Genomic DNA, 14,575 nt, shown 5'->3' on the forward strand with positions numbered 1-14,575 from the left:
CATGACCGTCGTCGAAAAGATCCTGGCCCGCGCAGCGGGGCAGGCCTCCGTGAAAGTGGGGGATGTGGTCGAACCCCAGGTCGATCTCGCCATGTCGCATGAGAACGCGGCGCTGGTGATCAACCAGTTCCTGGAGGTGTTCCAGGGGACCGGCCGTCCGGCGAAGGTGTGGGATCCAGCCCGCATCGCCATCATCTTCGACCACCGGGTGCCGGCGGAATCCCCCAAGACCGCCACCAACCAGAAGAAGATCCGCGGATTCGTGGCCGAGCACGGCATCACCAAGTTCCACGACATTCGCGGCGATGTGGGCGGCATCTGCCACCAGATCCTGCCGGAGTACGGCTATGTGCGGCCGGGCTTCGTGGTGTTGGGCACGGATTCCCACACCACCAGCCACGGGGCGCTGGGCGCCTTCAGCTTCGGCGTCGGCGCCACGGAGATGGCCTCGGCCTGGAGCCTGGGCATCGCGGTGAACATCGAAGTGCCCGCCACCATCAAGGTGGTGGTGAAGGGCGAGTTTCCGGCCATGGTCGGCCCCAAGGACCTCATCCTCCACCTGATCGGCAAGCTCACGGCCCAGGGCGCCAACTACAAGGTGCTGGAATTCCACGGCGAGACCATCCGGAAGATGAGCACCAGCGGGCGCATCGCCATCTGCAACATGAGCGTGGAGGCCGGCGCCACCTCCGGCATCGTTCCCGGGGACGAGGAGACGGTCCGCTACCTCCGCGAGGAGGCGGGCGTCGTGGACGCGATCACCTGCGTCACCCCGGATCCCGATGCGCAGTACATCCAGACGGTGGAGATCGATGTCTCCGCGCTGGCGCCCCAGATCGCCTGCCCGCACATGGTGGACCATGTGAAGCCCATCGACCAGGTTCTCGGCACCAAGATCCAGCAGATCGTCATCGGCAGCTGCACCAACGGCCGCCTGGACGATCTGGCGGACGCCGCCGCCATCCTGCGGGGCAAAAAGGTCGCGGAAGGCACCCGCATGCTGGTGTTCCCCGCCTCCAGCAAAATCTTCGCGCAGGCCCTGGACAAGGGCTACATCCACGACTTCATGAGGGCCGGGGCCGTGGTCATGAACTCCGGCTGCGGTCCCTGCCTGGGCGTGCATGAGGGGGCGCTGGGCGACCACGAAGTGGCCCTCAGCACCACCAACCGCAATTTCAAGGGCCGCATGGGCAATCCGACCGGCGAGGTCTACCTCTGCAGCCCGGTGGTGGCCGCCGCCTCGGCGATCACCGGCGTCATCACCGATCCCCGGAAAGGAGCCTGACATGGCGAAGGTCATCATCACGCTCGGGAACGACATCAGCACGGATGACATCTACCCGGGCCGTTTCATGGCCACCGTGCTGCCCACGGAGACCCCCCAGTTCGCCTTCTTCGACCGCACCGAGTTCAACGCGAAGCTCAAGGCCAAGGCCTTTCCGCCAGGGTCGATCATCGTGGGCGGGGAGAACTTCGGTTGCGGCTCCAGCCGGGAGCAGGCCTGCTCAACCCTCAAGGGCCACGAGGTGGCCGTGGTGGCCAAGAGCATCTCGCGCATCTTCCTGCAGAACAGCATCAACCTGGGCCTGCAGGTGGTGATCTGCCCCGGCCTCGAGGCCAGCGAGGGGGATGAGCTGGAGATCACGACCGACCGGGTGCTCAACAAGACCACCGGCAAGGCCTTCGAGCAGGTCCAGCTGCCCGCCGCCCGCAAGGGCATCATGGACGCGGGCGGGCTCATCCCCTACACCCGCGCACGGCTGTTGGCGACGAACGCCTGAAGGCTTGCGGCAGGGAGAACCGGCCGGGGCGGTTGCGCTCCGGCCGGTTCTCTCTATTCCGTCGTCTCGAGGGCATCCTGCGGGCAGGGGTGGTGGTGGTTCCGGATGGCGTGGATGGCCATGTCGTAGTCCGGCTCATGCGTGAGCTCGGACACCAACTCGGTGTGGACGACCGTGCCGTTCTCGTCCAGCGCCACGACGGCCCGGGCCAGGAGGCCCCGCAGCGGGCCATCCACGAGGGTGACGCCGAACGAGGTTCCGAAATCCGGGTGCCGGAAGGCGGAGACGGGCACGGCCCGCTCCAGCCGCTCCGCCCCGCAGAAGAGATCCAGGGCGAAGGGCAGGTCCATGGAGACGCAGAGCAGCACCGCGTCGCTCAGATCCGCCGCGAGGGCGTTGAAGGTCCGCATGCTCTGGGCGCAGGTGGCCGTGTCCAGACTGGGGAAGATGCTCAGCACGATGCGCTTCCCCTCCAGCTCCACGCTGGTGATGTCGCGGAGATCCGTGCGGGTGAGGGTGAACGGGGGCGTGGCGAAGCCGATGGTGGGCAGCTCGCCGCAGGTATGGACGGGGTTGCCGTTCAGGGTGATCGTGGCCATGGTGACCTCCCGGCGGGCTCATCCTACTCCCGATGGGGAAATCCGTAACGGCATTCCTGACCGATTGATCACCTCTGAGTGGAAGATCACCCCTGGAATGCCTCGGCTCGCCCCAGCCCGCTGGCGGGAACTCCTTTGTGTCTCTAGGCTTGGAGCATGGAACCCGCGGTTGGGAAGTGGCGCTGGTACTGGGGCATCTGGGCCCTGATGGGGCTCTACATGGCCACCTGGGACCTGGCCATGTACCCGTCCGCCCCGGTTCTCCGGCTCGTGGTGATGAACCTGCTCCAGAACGGGGCCTGGGGCCTGCTGGGCCTCTTCCTGATCTGGCTGGCCAACCGGCGGCCCATCGAATCCTTCGCCTGGTCCCAGTGGCGGACCTGGACCCTGCACCTGCTGGCCAGCGTGGTCGTGGCGGCTCTGGGGCTTTTCGTGGCCTACCTCATCTCCCTCCGCCTGGATTCCTGGGACCTGGGGAAGCCCATCGATCTGGCGCGGTTCCTCAAGGGCCTGCCGCGCTTCTACCGGGCCTACTTCCACACGAACCTCCTCTTCATGTGGGCGGTGGTCGCCGCCTTCCATGGGTTGCGGATCTACCGGAAGTACAAGGCCCGCGAAGTCGAGGCCGCGAAGCTGGAGGCCCGGTTTGCCGAGGCCCAGAACCTGGCCCTTCGGATGCAGCTCCAGCCCCACTTCCTCTTCAACACGCTCAACTCCATCTCCGCCCTGGTCCACGCCAATCCGGAGGGCGCGGACGACATGATCAGCCGCCTGGGGGATTTCCTGCGCATGACCCTGGACGCTCCGCCCGACCAGCTGGTGACGCTGCGCAAAGAGCTGGCCTTCATCCAGGCCTACCTGGCCATCGAGCAGGTGCGCTTCCAGGACCGGCTCCAGGTCCGCATGGACATCGCCCCCGACCTGCTGGACCTGCGGGTGCCCAGCTTCATCCTCCAGCCCCTGGTGGAGAATGCTCTCAAGCATGGCCTGTCCGACCGTCCCCAGGGCGGCACCCTGCAGCTGCGGGCCCACCGCGATTCCGAGTGCCTGGTGATCGAGGTCCAGGACGACGGCGAGGGATTCACGCCGGGCCGCGAGGGCGTGGGTCTCGGCAATGTCCGGGCCCGCCTGGGGCTGCTCTACAAGGGCAGGCATCAACTGGACCTGCTGGGCGCTCCGGGCCGGGGTACCCTCGTGGTGTTGCACCTTCCCCTGGATCGGCCGGGACCGGAGGTCGGATGACCTTGCGTGCCCTCATCGTGGATGACGAATCGCTGGCCCGGCAGCGCATCCGCCATCTGCTCCGCAAGGCGCCGGACATCGAGGTGGCCGCCGAATGCGCCCACGGCCTCGAGGCGGTGAAGGCCATTGAGGACCTGGCGCCGGATCTGGTCTTCCTCGACATCCAGATGCCGGAACTGGACGGCTTCGGCGTGGTGGAGGCCGTGGGGGCGGACCGCATGCCGCCCACCCTCTTCATCACGGCCTATGACCAGCACGCGCTCCGGGCCTTCGAGGTCCACGCCCTCGACTACCTGCTCAAGCCCTTCTCGCCTGAGCGCTTCCACCAGGCCTTGGAGCGGGCCCGCCGCTGGTGTACCCAGAAAGAGGCAGGGAGCGGACCTGACCTGGAGGCCCTGCTGGCGGGGCTACGGAAGGAGCGGCCCTGGGTGGACCGGCTGCTGGTGAAGCAGGGCGACCGCCACATCCTGGTGAAGACAGCCGGCCTGCAATGGATCGAGGCCGAGGACAACTATGTGCGCCTCCATGTGGAGGGCACCTCCCACCTGCTACGGCAGACCTTGTCGGGACTGCTCACCCGGCTGGATCCCGCCCAGTTCCGCCGCATCCACCGCTCGGCCATCGTGAACCTGGACTGCATCAAGGAATTCCAGCCCTGGACCGGCGGCGACCACCTGGTGATCATGCGCGATGGCACCCGCCTCACCCTGAGCCGGACCTACCGCGAACAGTTCGGAGAGTGGCTCTGACGCTGATCCCGGCCAAGAGAACGGCCCGGCGGGGGCCGGGCCGTGGCAGGCGGGCGGTGGGGGTCATTCGGCGGCGTGCACCGCGATGGTGGCCATGCCCTCCTGCCGGAGCACCAGGGAGGCCTTCTGCGCCAGGGCCCGGTTGGGCAGGATCACATCCACGGTGCCGATGAGGCGGTCCGTGACGAGCACTTCGCCCTGGGTGCCGTCGCCCACGCTGAACACCGCGCCCTGCTTCAGGGCCACGGCCGTGGTTCCGATGGCGGGCACGCCCCGGAGGCCCAGCTGGCTGATGGCGAGGGTGGCTCCGAAGGAACCGTCCCGGAACGAGCGGTCGCCGGGGAGCAGCACCAGATAGTCGGCCTTGTGATTGGCGATCAGGTGGGCCGCCGAGGCGGCATACTCGGGCCGACGGGTGTCCGCCACGGTGATCAGCGAGCCTTCGCCGGCGGCCTTGGCCAGGGCCATCACCTGGGCCTGGCTGGCGTTGTAGTCGCAGATCACGCCGATATGCTGCTTCTCGGGCCAGGTGGTGCGGGTGGCCTTCATGAGCGGCTGGAAGTCCTCGGCCTGGAGTGCCAGGCCGGCGAAGGCCGCCACGGCCACAGCGAGGGATGTCGAGATGCGGTTCATGTTGCCTCCGAACGGGAAGGGCTGCCGGAACCGGGGCACCGGCGGCGCGTGGAATGGGAGCCCGGAGCGGCGATCCGACGGGCGGGGATGACGCCGATCAACATGCGCAGGGCGCCCCTCCCGGGCCACGGATCTGGGGCGAACCGATCCGTGGCCGGGCGAAGGGGCACCCGTCAGGGGCGAGCCGGAGGTGGGAACTACCAGGCCAGGGCGGCGACCAGCATCAGGGTCAGGAAACCGCCCGCCGCCAGGGCGATGGCCAGCATCCTCTCGCCGGCGAGGCGGGTCCAGAGCAGGGTTCCGCTCAAGGTGAGGAAGACCAGGGCCCCCGCGAAGGCGTCCGCGAGGAGGATCCAGGGTGCGTGACCCGCATCGGACTTGTGCATGCGCTGGAGGGTCCCGATGAGGTCGGCCCGGCGCGCCTCCACATCCACCGTGCGGTTGCCCGGCAGGTAGGTGGCGCGGGCCTGGCGGCGGTGGGTGCCCAGGAGGACGGTCCAGGTGCCCGCCGTGGTGACGGGGGCCCCGCTGAACCGCACGGGCTTCGCGGGCTGGACCTGCCAGCGGGCCCGCTCGGGCGCGAAGCCGAAGCGGAGGGCCAGGTCTCGGGCCAGGGCCTCGGGCGAGGCCGGGGCTTCGGTGAGTTCCAGCTGGATCCTCTCGGTTTCGACGCGACCCCCCGGAACCTTCAGGACCGCCCGATGGTTCAGCAGAAAGCCGGTGGTCCCGAAGAGGAGACCCAGGGCCGCGCCCGCCAGGCCCACCCAGGCGTGGACCTTGCGAAGCCAGACGAGGAAGCGGCGGGGGCGGGTCATCGGCTAGAGCCGCAGGCGCAGGCTGAGGTCGGCGCTGAAGGGCGCTCCGGGAACCAGCAGCAGGTCGCTGGCCCCGTGACCGGCGGCGATGTACTTCCTGTTGGTGAGGTTCTTCAGGTTCAGGGCCAGATCCCAACGGGTGGCCCGGTAGTAGACGGCCCCATCGAAGGTGGTGTAGGAGCCCAGCCGCACCAGGTTGCTGTTCGAGGCGAACCGGTCTCCGGAGGTGTTCAGGCCGAGACCGGCGCCCCAGCCGGGGTTGATGTCCCAGTTGATCCAGAGGTTGCCGCTGTCGAGGGGCGTGAGGCTGGGGCGGTGGCCTTCGATGGCCACGCCGCTGACCTTGGTGCCGGGCGTGGAGCCGGTGATGCGGCCGTCCAGGTGGGCATAGCCCGCGCGGATCCGCCAGCCCTCGGCGATCTCGCCCCCCAGGCTGGCTTCCAGGCCGTTGGTCCGCTGGGTGCCCACGGGGATGAGGAGGGTGGGGTTGGCGGGGTCGGTGCTCTTGATGCCCGTGCGCTCGAGGTTGAAGAGGGCCACGGTGGCCGCGCCCTTGCCGGCGAAGAGGTCGTACTTGGCGCCCAGTTCCCAGTTGCGGGTGCGCTCGGGGTCGATGGCCGCGTTGTTCGCGGCCAGGGCCAGCAGCTCGGCGGAAGGCTGGAAGCTGCGGCTGAAGGAGAGGTAGTAGGACTGGATCTCCGTGGGCTGGAAGACCAGCCCTGCGCGGGGGCTCCAGGCCGTGTCGGTGCGCTCCAGCGTCTTGAAGGCCTTGAAGTCCTGGGTGGATTGGTCGAAGCGGTCCCACCGCGCGCCGACGAGGGCCTTCCACTGCGGCGTGAACTCGACGAGATCCTGCACATAGCCGCTGAGGCTCTTCTGGTGGCTCAGGCTGTCGCCGGCGGGCACCGCGTAGTTGAAGGCGGGCAGGGGCTTCAGGACGGGGTCGTAGAGGGAGACGGTGACGGCATTGGCGAAGGAGAAGTTGCGGGCCCCCTTGCGCTGGATGCCGATTTCAAGGCCGTACAGCACCTGGTGGTGGATCGAGCCGGTGGAGAGGCGCTGGACCAGCTCCAGCTGATCGAAGACGCCCCGCTCCTGACGGCGCAGGTCCCCGTGGGTGAGGGAGACCGTCCCGGCGGTCTCGTTCACGCTGCCCACCAGCGTGTTGTGGCGGTCCAGGTCGAAGTCGTAGGCCCGCATGGCGTTGCGGAGGCTGAGGCTGGAGCTGAAGCGGTGCTCGAAGGTGACGGTGGTGCCGAAGACTTCCGACCGGCTGTAGTCGTCCTTCCGGGCGTTGGCGGAGCCGTAGTAGGTTTCGCGGGGGACCTCCACGGGGCGGCCCGTGCTGAGGAGGCCGGGAAGGCCGAAATCCGTGACGCGCTTGTCGCGCAGGTAGTCGAACTGGACGGTGAGCCGGGTGTCCTTGGAGAAGCGCCAGCCGAAGGAGGGCGCCAGGGCCTGGCGCTCCAGGAAGGACTGGTTGCGGAATCCACCCGAATCCTCCAGGGCCCCGGTCACGCGGTAGTTAGTTCCGGCCGCGGCCCCGCCCAGGTCGAAGCTGCCGCGGCGCTGGCCGAGGGTGCCGGCGGTCAGCTCGACCTCACGGAGGGTGAGGCCATCCGGCTGCTTGGTGATGCGGTTGATCATGCCGCCGGAAGAACCGCGGCCGTAGAGCACGGAGGCGGGCCCCTTCAGCACCTCGACGCGTTCGACATTGCTGAGGTCGCGGAAGTACAGTCCGTCGTCGCGGATGCCATCCACGAACTGGTCGCCGATGGCCGTGAAGCCGCGGATGCTCACCTGGTCGCGCTGACCGTCGCCGCTGCTGAAGCCCACACCCGGCACATTCTTGAGGGCGTCCTGGAGGGAGCGCGCGCCCTGATCCTTCAGCAGGGCCGCGGGCACCTGATCCACGGTCTGGGGGATGTCCTTGAGGGGGGCCTCGATCTTGGTGGCGGTGCGGACCGTCACCGCCTGGTACTCGCGCGTTTCCGGCTTGACCTTGGTGGCCTTCACCTTCACTTCGGACAGGGTGGGGGCGGGAGCGTCCGACTTGGCGGGTTCCTGGGCCCGGACGGGGGATTGGCCCAGGGCGGACAGGACGGCGACGCAAGGCAGAACTCGGGCGAGAAGCATGATGGCTCCGGATGGGGCGGGTGGTTGGGGATGCTGGTGGTGGGTGGAGCGGGATTCTGGGATCAGGACTCGAGGTTGAATCGGATGGGAACGAGGACCCAGGCAGCCAGGGGCTCGTCCCCGCGCATGGCGGGGGCGAAGCGCCAGCGGCGCACGGTCTGGAGGGCCGCCTGGTCCAGGCGGGGGAAGCCACTGCTGGCCTGGAGCTGGATATCCCGAGGCAGGCCCTCGGGGGAGATCAGCACCCGGAGAATGATCCGACCCTCTTCTCCCAGGCGGCGGGAGAGCGAGGGGTAATCGGGCGGGGGGTTCTGCAGGTAGGTCGCGTCGAAGCGCGGCGGCACGATGCCCCCGACCGTTCCCCCGACGACCCCACCCACCGTTCCACCGGCGACGCCCCCGGGAACACCTCCGGAAACGCCAGGCCCCGAGCCGTGGGCCGGCGCCGTGCCCGCGGGCATGGGCGATTCCACAGGCGAACTGGGAGTGGGGACGGGGGTGACCTGGGGTTCCTGGGGCGTGGAGGAGGCCCGGCTGGTGCTGGGAGCCGTCTGAACGCCCGCAGGGGGGGGCGGCGGCGCCAGCAGGGGTGCTTCTTCCAGCAGGCTGATGGTCACGGTCTTGGGCGGTGCCATCAGGGCCGTGGCCGAGCGGGCGCTGAGGATCAGACCCGCCGCGCCGAGCAGACCGTAGACGGCAAGGCTCAACCCCAGCACTCGCTTCCGGTCCCCGCGGTGGAGGGGCGCATCGGAGGTGACCAGACTGGCCCGGTAGACCAGGTCCTCCAGAGAGGGCATGGGTTCCCGGGTTTCGGGTTGGGTCTGGGGGGCGGCAAAGGGGATCGGAAGGGTCTGGAGCATGGCTCATTCCAAGAGTGAGACTTAGTCTCAATATTGATAAATTAGGGATGACCGGATCCGGTGTCAACGGTTTTCCGCTCGGGCCCGGCAGATGTGATGCAGGTCTCTGCTCCGGAGTCCGGCCAGGCCGCCGGCCGGCGTTCGCCGGGCTTCGGGGACGGGGATCTTTCCTGGATACTGAAGGGCTGGAGGCGGTATGAAGATCCTGCTCCTCGGCTCTGGCGGCCGGGAACATGCGCTGGCCCTGAAGCTGAAGGCCTCCCCGATGCCGGTGGAGCTGGTGTCGGCCCCCGGGAGCGATGCCCTGGGAGAGCTGGGCGCCTGCGTTCCCTTGGACCTGGAAGATGCCCGAGGCGTGGCCGCCTGGTGCGCCGCGAACCGCCCGGGCCTGGTGATCGCCGGGCCGGAGCTGCCCCTGGTGGCGGGCGTGGCGGATGCGGTGCGGGCCCTGGGCATTCCGGTCTTCGGGCACGATGCCGAGACGGCGCGGCTGGAAGGCAGCAAGGCTGTGGCCAAGGCCTTCATGGAACGGCACGGCATCCCCTGCGCCGCCAGCTGGACCGTGACCGATCAGACCGAGGGCGAAGCCCTCATCCGCGCCTGGCCGCACGGCTACCCCATCGTGCTGAAGGCTGATGGCCTGGCGGCGGGGAAGGGCGTGGTGCTGGCCGAGACCGAGCGCGAGGCCCTGGCGACCTTCCGGGTCTTCATGGCCGGCCAGTTCGGGGATGCCAGCCGCACGGTGGTCTTCGAAGAGCCCCTGGTGGGGATGGAGCTGTCCCTGCATGTGCTGGTGGATGTGGACGCCGATCACGCCGCGTTTGCAACGCTGCCCGCCTGCCAGGACCACAAGCGCATCTTCGAGGGCGACCGGGGCCCCAACACCGGCGGCATGGGCGCCTTCGGGCCCATCCCCTTCCTGCGGGACGAAGATGTCCAGCGCCTGCGCGCCGTGCTGGTGGAGCCGACGGTGAAGGGACTGCAGCGCGATGGCCTCAGGGCCCGGGGCGTGTTGTTCCTCGGCGTCATGTGGACGGCCGCGGGCCCGAAGCTGCTCGAATACAATGTGCGCTTCGGCGACCCGGAAACCCAGGTGCTCATGCAGCTTCTGGATGAGGATCTGGCCGCCCTGCTGCTGGAAGTCGCGGAAGGCCGCCTCGTCTCCCGCGACCTCAAGCTCAAGCCCCACACGGCCATCACGGTGGTGCTGGCTGCCGAGGATTACCCGGAAGGGGCCAAGAAGGGCGTCCCCATCTCGATCGCCCCCTCCGCCGTCACGGTGATCCATGCGGGGACCCGGAAGCAGGATGGACAGTGGCTGACCCATGGCGGCCGGGTGCTGAACCTGGCCACCTCCGCGCCCGACCTGGCCGCGGCCCGGGCCGCCATCGAGACCGCCCTGCCGCAGGTCCAGTGGCCCGGCATGCAGGTGCGCCACGACATCGGCCTCAAGGCCCTGAAGCACGCGGAGGCGGGGAAGACCGTTCAGGATCCCTGGTGAACCGTTCAATTTGGCCGTTGACCCGTTCGTGGGAAGGGCCTTCCCGGCTTCCGGCTTCCCTCCAGACTGGGGGTCGCCGGGAGGGCGAATGAGCATCCCCACACATCTGGTTCGCGAGCAGGAACAGCTTCGGCGCGAACGCCGGGGCACCTGGCGCTGGTGGTTCGGCCGGGGCGCGGCTTCTTCGCTCCTGACGCTCCTGCATTATGTGAATGGCGCGGGCAGGTGGTCCTGGCCCATGGCTCTGGGCTATGGGCTCGCCTGTCTGTCCCTCTGTTGGCTGGTGTCCCTGGTCGTCGAATCTGAACGCAGGCGCATCGAGAAGAAGCGGTACTGGGGCCCCCTGGGCGGAGGCTGGTCCTGGGCGGTGTCGGGCTACATGGGCTTCGCGGTCTACCAGATGACCAGCCCGGGTTCCTGGACCCATGCCCAGGGCGCCATGTCCCTCCTTGTCTTCAGCCTGTTCTGCATGGCGCTGGAGTACACCGAATCCGCTAAACAGGCCGGCTTCGACTTGCTGGAGGCCCGGGAACAGGCGCTGCGGGCCAAGCTGGCGCCGCATTTCATCTTCAACACCCTGAATACCCTCCATGCCCAGATCGAGCAGGATCCTCGCGGCGCGCAGGCGACCACGGAGCGCTTGGCCCAGCTCTTCCGGCAGGTGATCGAGGCCTCGGACCAGGCCGTCATCCCCCTGAAACAGGAACTGGCCTTCGTGGAAGCCTACCTCGGCATCGAACAGGCCCGCCTGGGGGGCCGCTTGCGCGTGGTGGTTGGGATTCCCGAGGAGCTGGAATCCGCCCAGGTCCCCCCTCTGTCAGTCCAGGTGCTGGTGGAAAATGCCATCAAGCACGGTGTGGCGCCCCTGGAACGGGGTGGGGAAGTGCGTCTCGGCGCCGAGCGGAAGGAAGGCGTTCTGCATGTGTGGGTGGAGGATCCAGGCCAGGGCCTGAGCGCCCATAGGGGCACCGGAACCGCCCTCGAAACCCTGCGCCAACGCCTCGAAAGCCCCGCGGATCTGGACATGGGGATGGTGGAGGGGAGGCATCGGGTGGGCTTCCTCTGGAGGCAGGCATGATCCGGATCGTGGTCATCGAAGACGAACCCCTGGCGCGCGAGCATCTGGTGGAGCTCCTTTCGGAGCTGCCGGGCGTGGCCGTAGTGGCTTCGGTGGAGAACGGCCGTCTCGGGCTCGCAGGCATTGCGGAGCACCAGCCGGATGCGGTGTTCCTCGACATCGAGATGCCGGGCATCAAGGGCACGGAGCTGATGCACATGCTGCCCGACCCGAGACCCTCGCTGGTCTTCGTGACCGCCTATCCCCAGCACGCCATCGAAGCCTTTGCCGGCGGGGCGGTGCACTACCTGCTGAAGCCCATCTCGCGGGTGGGGGTGGCCCAGGCGCTGTCCCGCATCCGTCCGAAGGACGAGCCCCTCCAAAAGGAATGGTTGCGCCTCCCCGTGCGAAAGAAGGGGGCCACGCGCCTGCTGCGGCCCGAGGAGGTGGAGGCGCTGGTGGCAGACCTTGGGGACTGCATGGCCTGGACCCCGGAAGGCCGACTGCCTGTGGATGGCACCCTGGCCCACTGGGAGGAACGACTCGCCGATCGTGGCTTCATGCGGGTCCACCGCAATGCCCTGGTGCGCCTGGACGCAGTCCTCGAAATGACCACGGAGGACGAACTGGTGCTGGCCACAGGGCGTCTGGTCATCAGCCGCCGCCGCATGGACGAGGTCCGGCGGACTCTGGGGCTCTAGGTGCGGTTGCGGAACAACCAGATCACGGTCGAGAGGACCAGACCCGAGAGGGTGGCCACGCCGAACGCGCGGTGGATCCTGGGGAGATAGGCGCGGAAACTGCGCGCTTCGCGCCAGGCCAGGGCCTTTCTCCCCAGGAGGATGGTCGTCCCAGCTGCGACCAGGGTGGCAGCCCAGGCTGCGAGATGGACCTGCGCCAGGCTCCTCGGATGGAGCAGAATGCGCAGGCCGACCACCGTGAAGGCCGACACCATGAGGTGGCCGTGCAGGCGGTGGTCCCCTCGACGCACTGCGCGCAGCGCGAAGGCCAGGAGGATCGCGGCGGGAATGAGCAGCAGGTCCAGCATGGCCGACAGACTACAACGGTTGGGTTACAGGGGCAGCGCTTCCTGCCGCTTCTCGCCCTCCCAGCGGTAGAAGCCGGAGCCGGACTTCCGGCCCAGGCGCCCGGCGGCGACGAGCTGGCGCAGCACCGAGGGGGCCTTGAAGCGCGGCTCCCCGAAGGCCTCGAAGAGCACCTCGGCCACGCTCTGCATGGTGTCGAGGCCGATGAAGTCGCTCAGGTGCAGCGGGCCCATGGGGTGGCCGCAACCCAGCTTCATGCCCGTGTCGATGTCCTCCACCGTGGCCAGCTTCTGCTCGGCGCAGCGCATGGCGTCGAGCAGGTAGGGCACCAGCAGGCGGTTCACCACGAAACCCGGGGCGTCCGGCGCCAGGACGGCGGTCTTGCCGAGCTTGGCGACGAAGGCGCGCAGGGCGGCCAGGGTGTCCTCGTCCGTGGCCAGGGTGCGGACGACTTCCACCAGGGGCATGACGGGCACGGGGTTGAAGAAATGGAGGCCCGCCAGCCGGGCCAGCCGGTGCGGGGAGAGGGCCGGGCTGATCTGGGCCACGGAGAGGCTGGAGGTGTTGGTGCAGAGCAGGGCGCCCGGGCCCAGCACGCGGTCCAGCTCCGCGAAGGTCTGGAGTTTCAGATCCATGCGCTCCGGCACGGCCTCCACCACGAGGTCGCAGCCGGCCAGGGCGGCGAAGGTGGTCGTGCCGTTCAGGTGGCGGCCCAGCTCCGCCTTCTGATCCCCGGTGAGCTTGCCCTTCACCGCGGCGCGCTCCCAGGCGCCCTGGATGCGTGCCAGCCCTTTGGCGAGGAGGGCTTCGTCGGCTTCCTTCACCCAGACCTGGTAGCCGGCCTCCGCGGCGCACTGCGCGATGCCCGAGCCCATGAGCCCGCAGCCGACGATGCCGATGTGCTGGATGTCCATGTCGAGCTCCCTGATGGAATGGGGGTGATCCGGCCCCTATGTTCCGCTGGATGGACTCCGGGTGGGATCATGACCTGCGGTAGGGTTCGTCGGGCAGAATCCGTTCCTGCCCGGGGGAGGTGTCCATGATCGGCCTGCTGAAGGATCTGCTCGGCCACCAGGCCTGGGCGGACGCGATGTTCTTCCATGCCTGGGGCAAGTCGCAGGTTCGCGAGGATTCCGAGCTGCGCACCCGGGTGGGGCACCTGGTGGATGTGCAGGAGGCCTTCCTGAAGGTCCTCAAGGGGGAGGTCGTGTCCATGGAGGAGCACCCCCTGCCTGCTTTCGGGGATCTGCAGCTCCGCTGCCGGACCAACCATGAGGTCTTCCGGGCGCTGGGCCGCAGCCTTGACGACGCCTCGCTTGCCCGCATCGTCCGGGTGCCCTGGTTCCCGGATCCGCCCTGCCTGGTGTCCGTGACGGATGCGCTGGTCCAGGTCTGCCTGCACACCCAGCACCACCGCGGGCAGAACATGACCTGCCTCAAGGCCCTGGGGGCGGCGCCGAAGAATGTGGACTACATCATCTGGCTGTGGAAGCAGAAGCCCGAGGCGCGCTGGGATTCCTGAGCAGTGAGACAATGGCGCGGACCGATTCGGGGGACGCCATGGAGACGGGGGCCGATGCCAGGTTCATGCGGCGGGCCATCGAGCTTTCCCGCATCCACATGGAAGAGGGGGCGGGCGGCCCCTTCGGCGCGGTCATCGTGAAGGACGGCGCCATCGTGGGCGAGGGCTGGAACCGCGTGACCTCCAGCCACGACCCCACGGCCCATGCGGAGGTGGTGGCCATCCGCGCGGCCTGCGCGCGGCTCGGAACCTTCGAGCTGCGGGGCTGCGCGATCTACACCAGCTGCGAGCCCTGTCCCATGTGCCTGGGCGCCATCTACTGGGCGCGGCTGGATCGCCTCTGGTATGCCAACGGCCGTGCGGACGCCGCGGCGATCCAGTTCGACGACGCGTGGCTCTACCGCGAAGTGGCGCTGCCTCTCGGGGAACGGAGCCTGCCTGCGGACCAGCTACTGCGCGACGAGGCCCTCGAGGTCTTCTGGGCCTGGGACCGGAAGACCGACAAGGTCCGCTATTAAGAGGTCGTAACAAAACCCCGCGCCACCGCGATGGAGCCAGGCGGGATGCGCCGCAAGGAAGCGCCCGCGGGGCGATGCGGGACATCGTTCGAGGGCGGTGACGCCGCGGAGCACCC

The 14,575-nt window shown here is 68.6% G+C and carries 16 protein-coding genes; 9 read left to right on the forward strand and 7 right to left on the reverse strand.

The window, feature by feature from the left end; genetic code table 11:
* The first annotated feature begins 1 nt into the window (after nucleotide 1).
* Together QUD34_RS06010 and QUD34_RS06015 are read left to right on the forward strand one after the other, a co-directional pair.
* Nucleotides 2-1,285 (forward strand): 3-isopropylmalate dehydratase large subunit, encoded by a 1,284-nt coding sequence (locus QUD34_RS06010; protein ID WP_286355692.1) that lies wholly within the window; start codon nucleotides 2-4, stop codon nucleotides 1,283-1,285.
* A gap of 1 nt (nucleotide 1,286) precedes the next feature.
* Nucleotides 1,287-1,781, forward strand: coding sequence for a 3-isopropylmalate dehydratase small subunit (locus QUD34_RS06015; protein ID WP_286355693.1), 495 nt, complete (start codon nucleotides 1,287-1,289; stop codon nucleotides 1,779-1,781).
* Nucleotides 1,782-1,834: 53 nt separating this feature from the next.
* On the opposite strand, the gene tpx is transcribed toward QUD34_RS06015, so the two are convergent.
* Nucleotides 1,835-2,380 (reverse strand): thiol peroxidase, encoded by a 546-nt coding sequence (gene tpx, locus QUD34_RS06020; protein WP_286355694.1) that lies wholly within the window; start codon nucleotides 2,378-2,380, stop codon nucleotides 1,835-1,837.
* Between the two features lie 156 nt (nucleotides 2,381-2,536).
* On the opposite strand from tpx, the gene QUD34_RS06025 reads away from it, so the two are divergent.
* The gene (locus QUD34_RS06025; RefSeq protein WP_286355695.1) at nucleotides 2,537-3,622 is read left to right on the forward strand and encodes a sensor histidine kinase; all 1,086 of its coding nucleotides are present in this window, start codon (nucleotides 2,537-2,539) and stop codon (nucleotides 3,620-3,622) included.
* Nucleotides 3,619-4,371, forward strand: coding sequence for a LytR/AlgR family response regulator transcription factor (locus QUD34_RS06030; RefSeq protein ID WP_286355696.1), 753 nt, complete (start codon nucleotides 3,619-3,621; stop codon nucleotides 4,369-4,371). Before QUD34_RS06025 ends, QUD34_RS06030 begins: the two co-directional genes overlap by 4 nt.
* Before the next feature lie 63 nt (nucleotides 4,372-4,434).
* On the opposite strand, the gene QUD34_RS06035 is transcribed toward QUD34_RS06030, so the two are convergent.
* From QUD34_RS06035 to QUD34_RS06050, 4 genes are all read right to left on the reverse strand, one after another.
* Entirely contained in the window at nucleotides 4,435-5,004 is a 570-nt protein-coding gene (locus QUD34_RS06035) for a hypothetical protein (RefSeq protein ID WP_286355697.1), read from the reverse strand.
* A gap of 197 nt (nucleotides 5,005-5,201) precedes the next feature.
* Nucleotides 5,202-5,819 carry a PepSY-associated TM helix domain-containing protein gene (locus QUD34_RS06040; RefSeq protein WP_286355698.1) on the reverse strand — a complete coding sequence of 206 codons (618 nt, stop codon included), beginning with the start codon at nucleotides 5,817-5,819 and terminating at the stop codon, nucleotides 5,202-5,204.
* Nucleotides 5,820-5,822: 3 nt separating this feature from the next.
* The gene (locus tag QUD34_RS06045; RefSeq protein ID WP_286355699.1) at nucleotides 5,823-7,955 is read right to left on the reverse strand and encodes a TonB-dependent receptor; all 2,133 of its coding nucleotides are present in this window, start codon (nucleotides 7,953-7,955) and stop codon (nucleotides 5,823-5,825) included.
* A gap of 62 nt (nucleotides 7,956-8,017) precedes the next feature.
* Nucleotides 8,018-8,815 carry an energy transducer TonB gene (locus QUD34_RS06050; protein WP_286355700.1) on the reverse strand — a complete coding sequence of 266 codons (798 nt, stop codon included), beginning with the start codon at nucleotides 8,813-8,815 and terminating at the stop codon, nucleotides 8,018-8,020.
* A gap of 196 nt (nucleotides 8,816-9,011) precedes the next feature.
* Between QUD34_RS06050 and purD the strand changes: the two genes are divergently transcribed.
* The 3 genes from purD (at nucleotide 9,012) to QUD34_RS06065 (ending at nucleotide 12,074) form a co-directional block, all read left to right on the forward strand.
* Nucleotides 9,012-10,316, forward strand: a complete 1,305-nt coding sequence (gene purD, locus QUD34_RS06055) for a phosphoribosylamine--glycine ligase (protein ID WP_286355701.1) — start codon at nucleotides 9,012-9,014, stop codon at nucleotides 10,314-10,316.
* A gap of 88 nt (nucleotides 10,317-10,404) precedes the next feature.
* Nucleotides 10,405-11,394, forward strand: coding sequence for a sensor histidine kinase (locus QUD34_RS06060; protein ID WP_286355702.1), 990 nt, complete (start codon nucleotides 10,405-10,407; stop codon nucleotides 11,392-11,394).
* Nucleotides 11,391-12,074 carry a LytR/AlgR family response regulator transcription factor gene (locus QUD34_RS06065; protein ID WP_286355703.1) on the forward strand — a complete coding sequence of 228 codons (684 nt, stop codon included), beginning with the start codon at nucleotides 11,391-11,393 and terminating at the stop codon, nucleotides 12,072-12,074. The genes QUD34_RS06060 and QUD34_RS06065 overlap by 4 nt, the downstream gene beginning before the upstream one ends.
* On the opposite strand, the gene QUD34_RS06070 is transcribed toward QUD34_RS06065, so the two are convergent.
* Together QUD34_RS06070 and QUD34_RS06075 are read right to left on the reverse strand one after the other, a co-directional pair.
* Entirely contained in the window at nucleotides 12,071-12,421 is a 351-nt protein-coding gene (locus tag QUD34_RS06070) for a hypothetical protein (RefSeq protein ID WP_286355704.1), read from the reverse strand. The genes QUD34_RS06065 and QUD34_RS06070 overlap by 4 nt on opposite strands.
* 24 nt (nucleotides 12,422-12,445) lie before the next feature.
* Entirely contained in the window at nucleotides 12,446-13,333 is an 888-nt protein-coding gene (locus QUD34_RS06075) for a 3-hydroxyacyl-CoA dehydrogenase family protein (protein ID WP_286355705.1), read from the reverse strand.
* 125 nt (nucleotides 13,334-13,458) lie between these two features.
* On the opposite strand from QUD34_RS06075, the gene QUD34_RS06080 reads away from it, so the two are divergent.
* Nucleotides 13,459-13,941 carry a DinB family protein gene (locus QUD34_RS06080; protein ID WP_286355706.1) on the forward strand — a complete coding sequence of 161 codons (483 nt, stop codon included), beginning with the start codon at nucleotides 13,459-13,461 and terminating at the stop codon, nucleotides 13,939-13,941.
* Between the two features lie 11 nt (nucleotides 13,942-13,952).
* The gene (locus QUD34_RS06085) at nucleotides 13,953-14,459 is read left to right on the forward strand and encodes a nucleoside deaminase (RefSeq protein ID WP_286355707.1); all 507 of its coding nucleotides are present in this window, start codon (nucleotides 13,953-13,955) and stop codon (nucleotides 14,457-14,459) included.
* The last annotated feature ends 116 nt before the right edge of the window (nucleotides 14,460-14,575 follow it).

Origin of the sequence: Geothrix oryzae, from assembly GCF_030295385.1 — a bacterium.
Classification (GTDB): domain Bacteria; phylum Acidobacteriota; class Holophagae; order Holophagales; family Holophagaceae; genus Geothrix; species Geothrix oryzae.

Excerpts from the sequence above, each read along its gene's own strand:
- QUD34_RS06010 (WP_286355692.1), top strand. The coding sequence starts at position 2 with ATGACCGTCGTCGAAAAGATCCTGGCCCGCGCAGCGGGGCAGGCCTCC.
- QUD34_RS06015 (WP_286355693.1), top strand. The coding sequence starts at position 1,287 with ATGGCGAAGGTCATCATCACGCTCGGGAACGACATCAGCACGGATGAC.
- tpx (WP_286355694.1), bottom strand. The coding sequence starts at position 2,380 with ATGGCCACGATCACCCTGAACGGCAACCCCGTCCATACCTGCGGCGAG.
- QUD34_RS06025 (WP_286355695.1), top strand. The coding sequence starts at position 2,537 with ATGGAACCCGCGGTTGGGAAGTGGCGCTGGTACTGGGGCATCTGGGCC.
- QUD34_RS06030 (WP_286355696.1), top strand. The coding sequence starts at position 3,619 with ATGACCTTGCGTGCCCTCATCGTGGATGACGAATCGCTGGCCCGGCAG.
- QUD34_RS06035 (WP_286355697.1), bottom strand. The coding sequence starts at position 5,004 with ATGAACCGCATCTCGACATCCCTCGCTGTGGCCGTGGCGGCCTTCGCC.
- QUD34_RS06040 (WP_286355698.1), bottom strand. The coding sequence starts at position 5,819 with ATGACCCGCCCCCGCCGCTTCCTCGTCTGGCTTCGCAAGGTCCACGCC.
- QUD34_RS06045 (WP_286355699.1), bottom strand. The coding sequence starts at position 7,955 with ATGCTTCTCGCCCGAGTTCTGCCTTGCGTCGCCGTCCTGTCCGCCCTG.
- QUD34_RS06050 (WP_286355700.1), bottom strand. The coding sequence starts at position 8,815 with ATGCTCCAGACCCTTCCGATCCCCTTTGCCGCCCCCCAGACCCAACCC.
- purD (WP_286355701.1), top strand. The coding sequence starts at position 9,012 with ATGAAGATCCTGCTCCTCGGCTCTGGCGGCCGGGAACATGCGCTGGCC.
- QUD34_RS06060 (WP_286355702.1), top strand. The coding sequence starts at position 10,405 with ATGAGCATCCCCACACATCTGGTTCGCGAGCAGGAACAGCTTCGGCGC.
- QUD34_RS06065 (WP_286355703.1), top strand. The coding sequence starts at position 11,391 with ATGATCCGGATCGTGGTCATCGAAGACGAACCCCTGGCGCGCGAGCAT.
- QUD34_RS06070 (WP_286355704.1), bottom strand. The coding sequence starts at position 12,421 with ATGCTGGACCTGCTGCTCATTCCCGCCGCGATCCTCCTGGCCTTCGCG.
- QUD34_RS06075 (WP_286355705.1), bottom strand. The coding sequence starts at position 13,333 with ATGGACATCCAGCACATCGGCATCGTCGGCTGCGGGCTCATGGGCTCG.
- QUD34_RS06080 (WP_286355706.1), top strand. The coding sequence starts at position 13,459 with ATGATCGGCCTGCTGAAGGATCTGCTCGGCCACCAGGCCTGGGCGGAC.
- QUD34_RS06085 (WP_286355707.1), top strand. The coding sequence starts at position 13,953 with ATGGCGCGGACCGATTCGGGGGACGCCATGGAGACGGGGGCCGATGCC.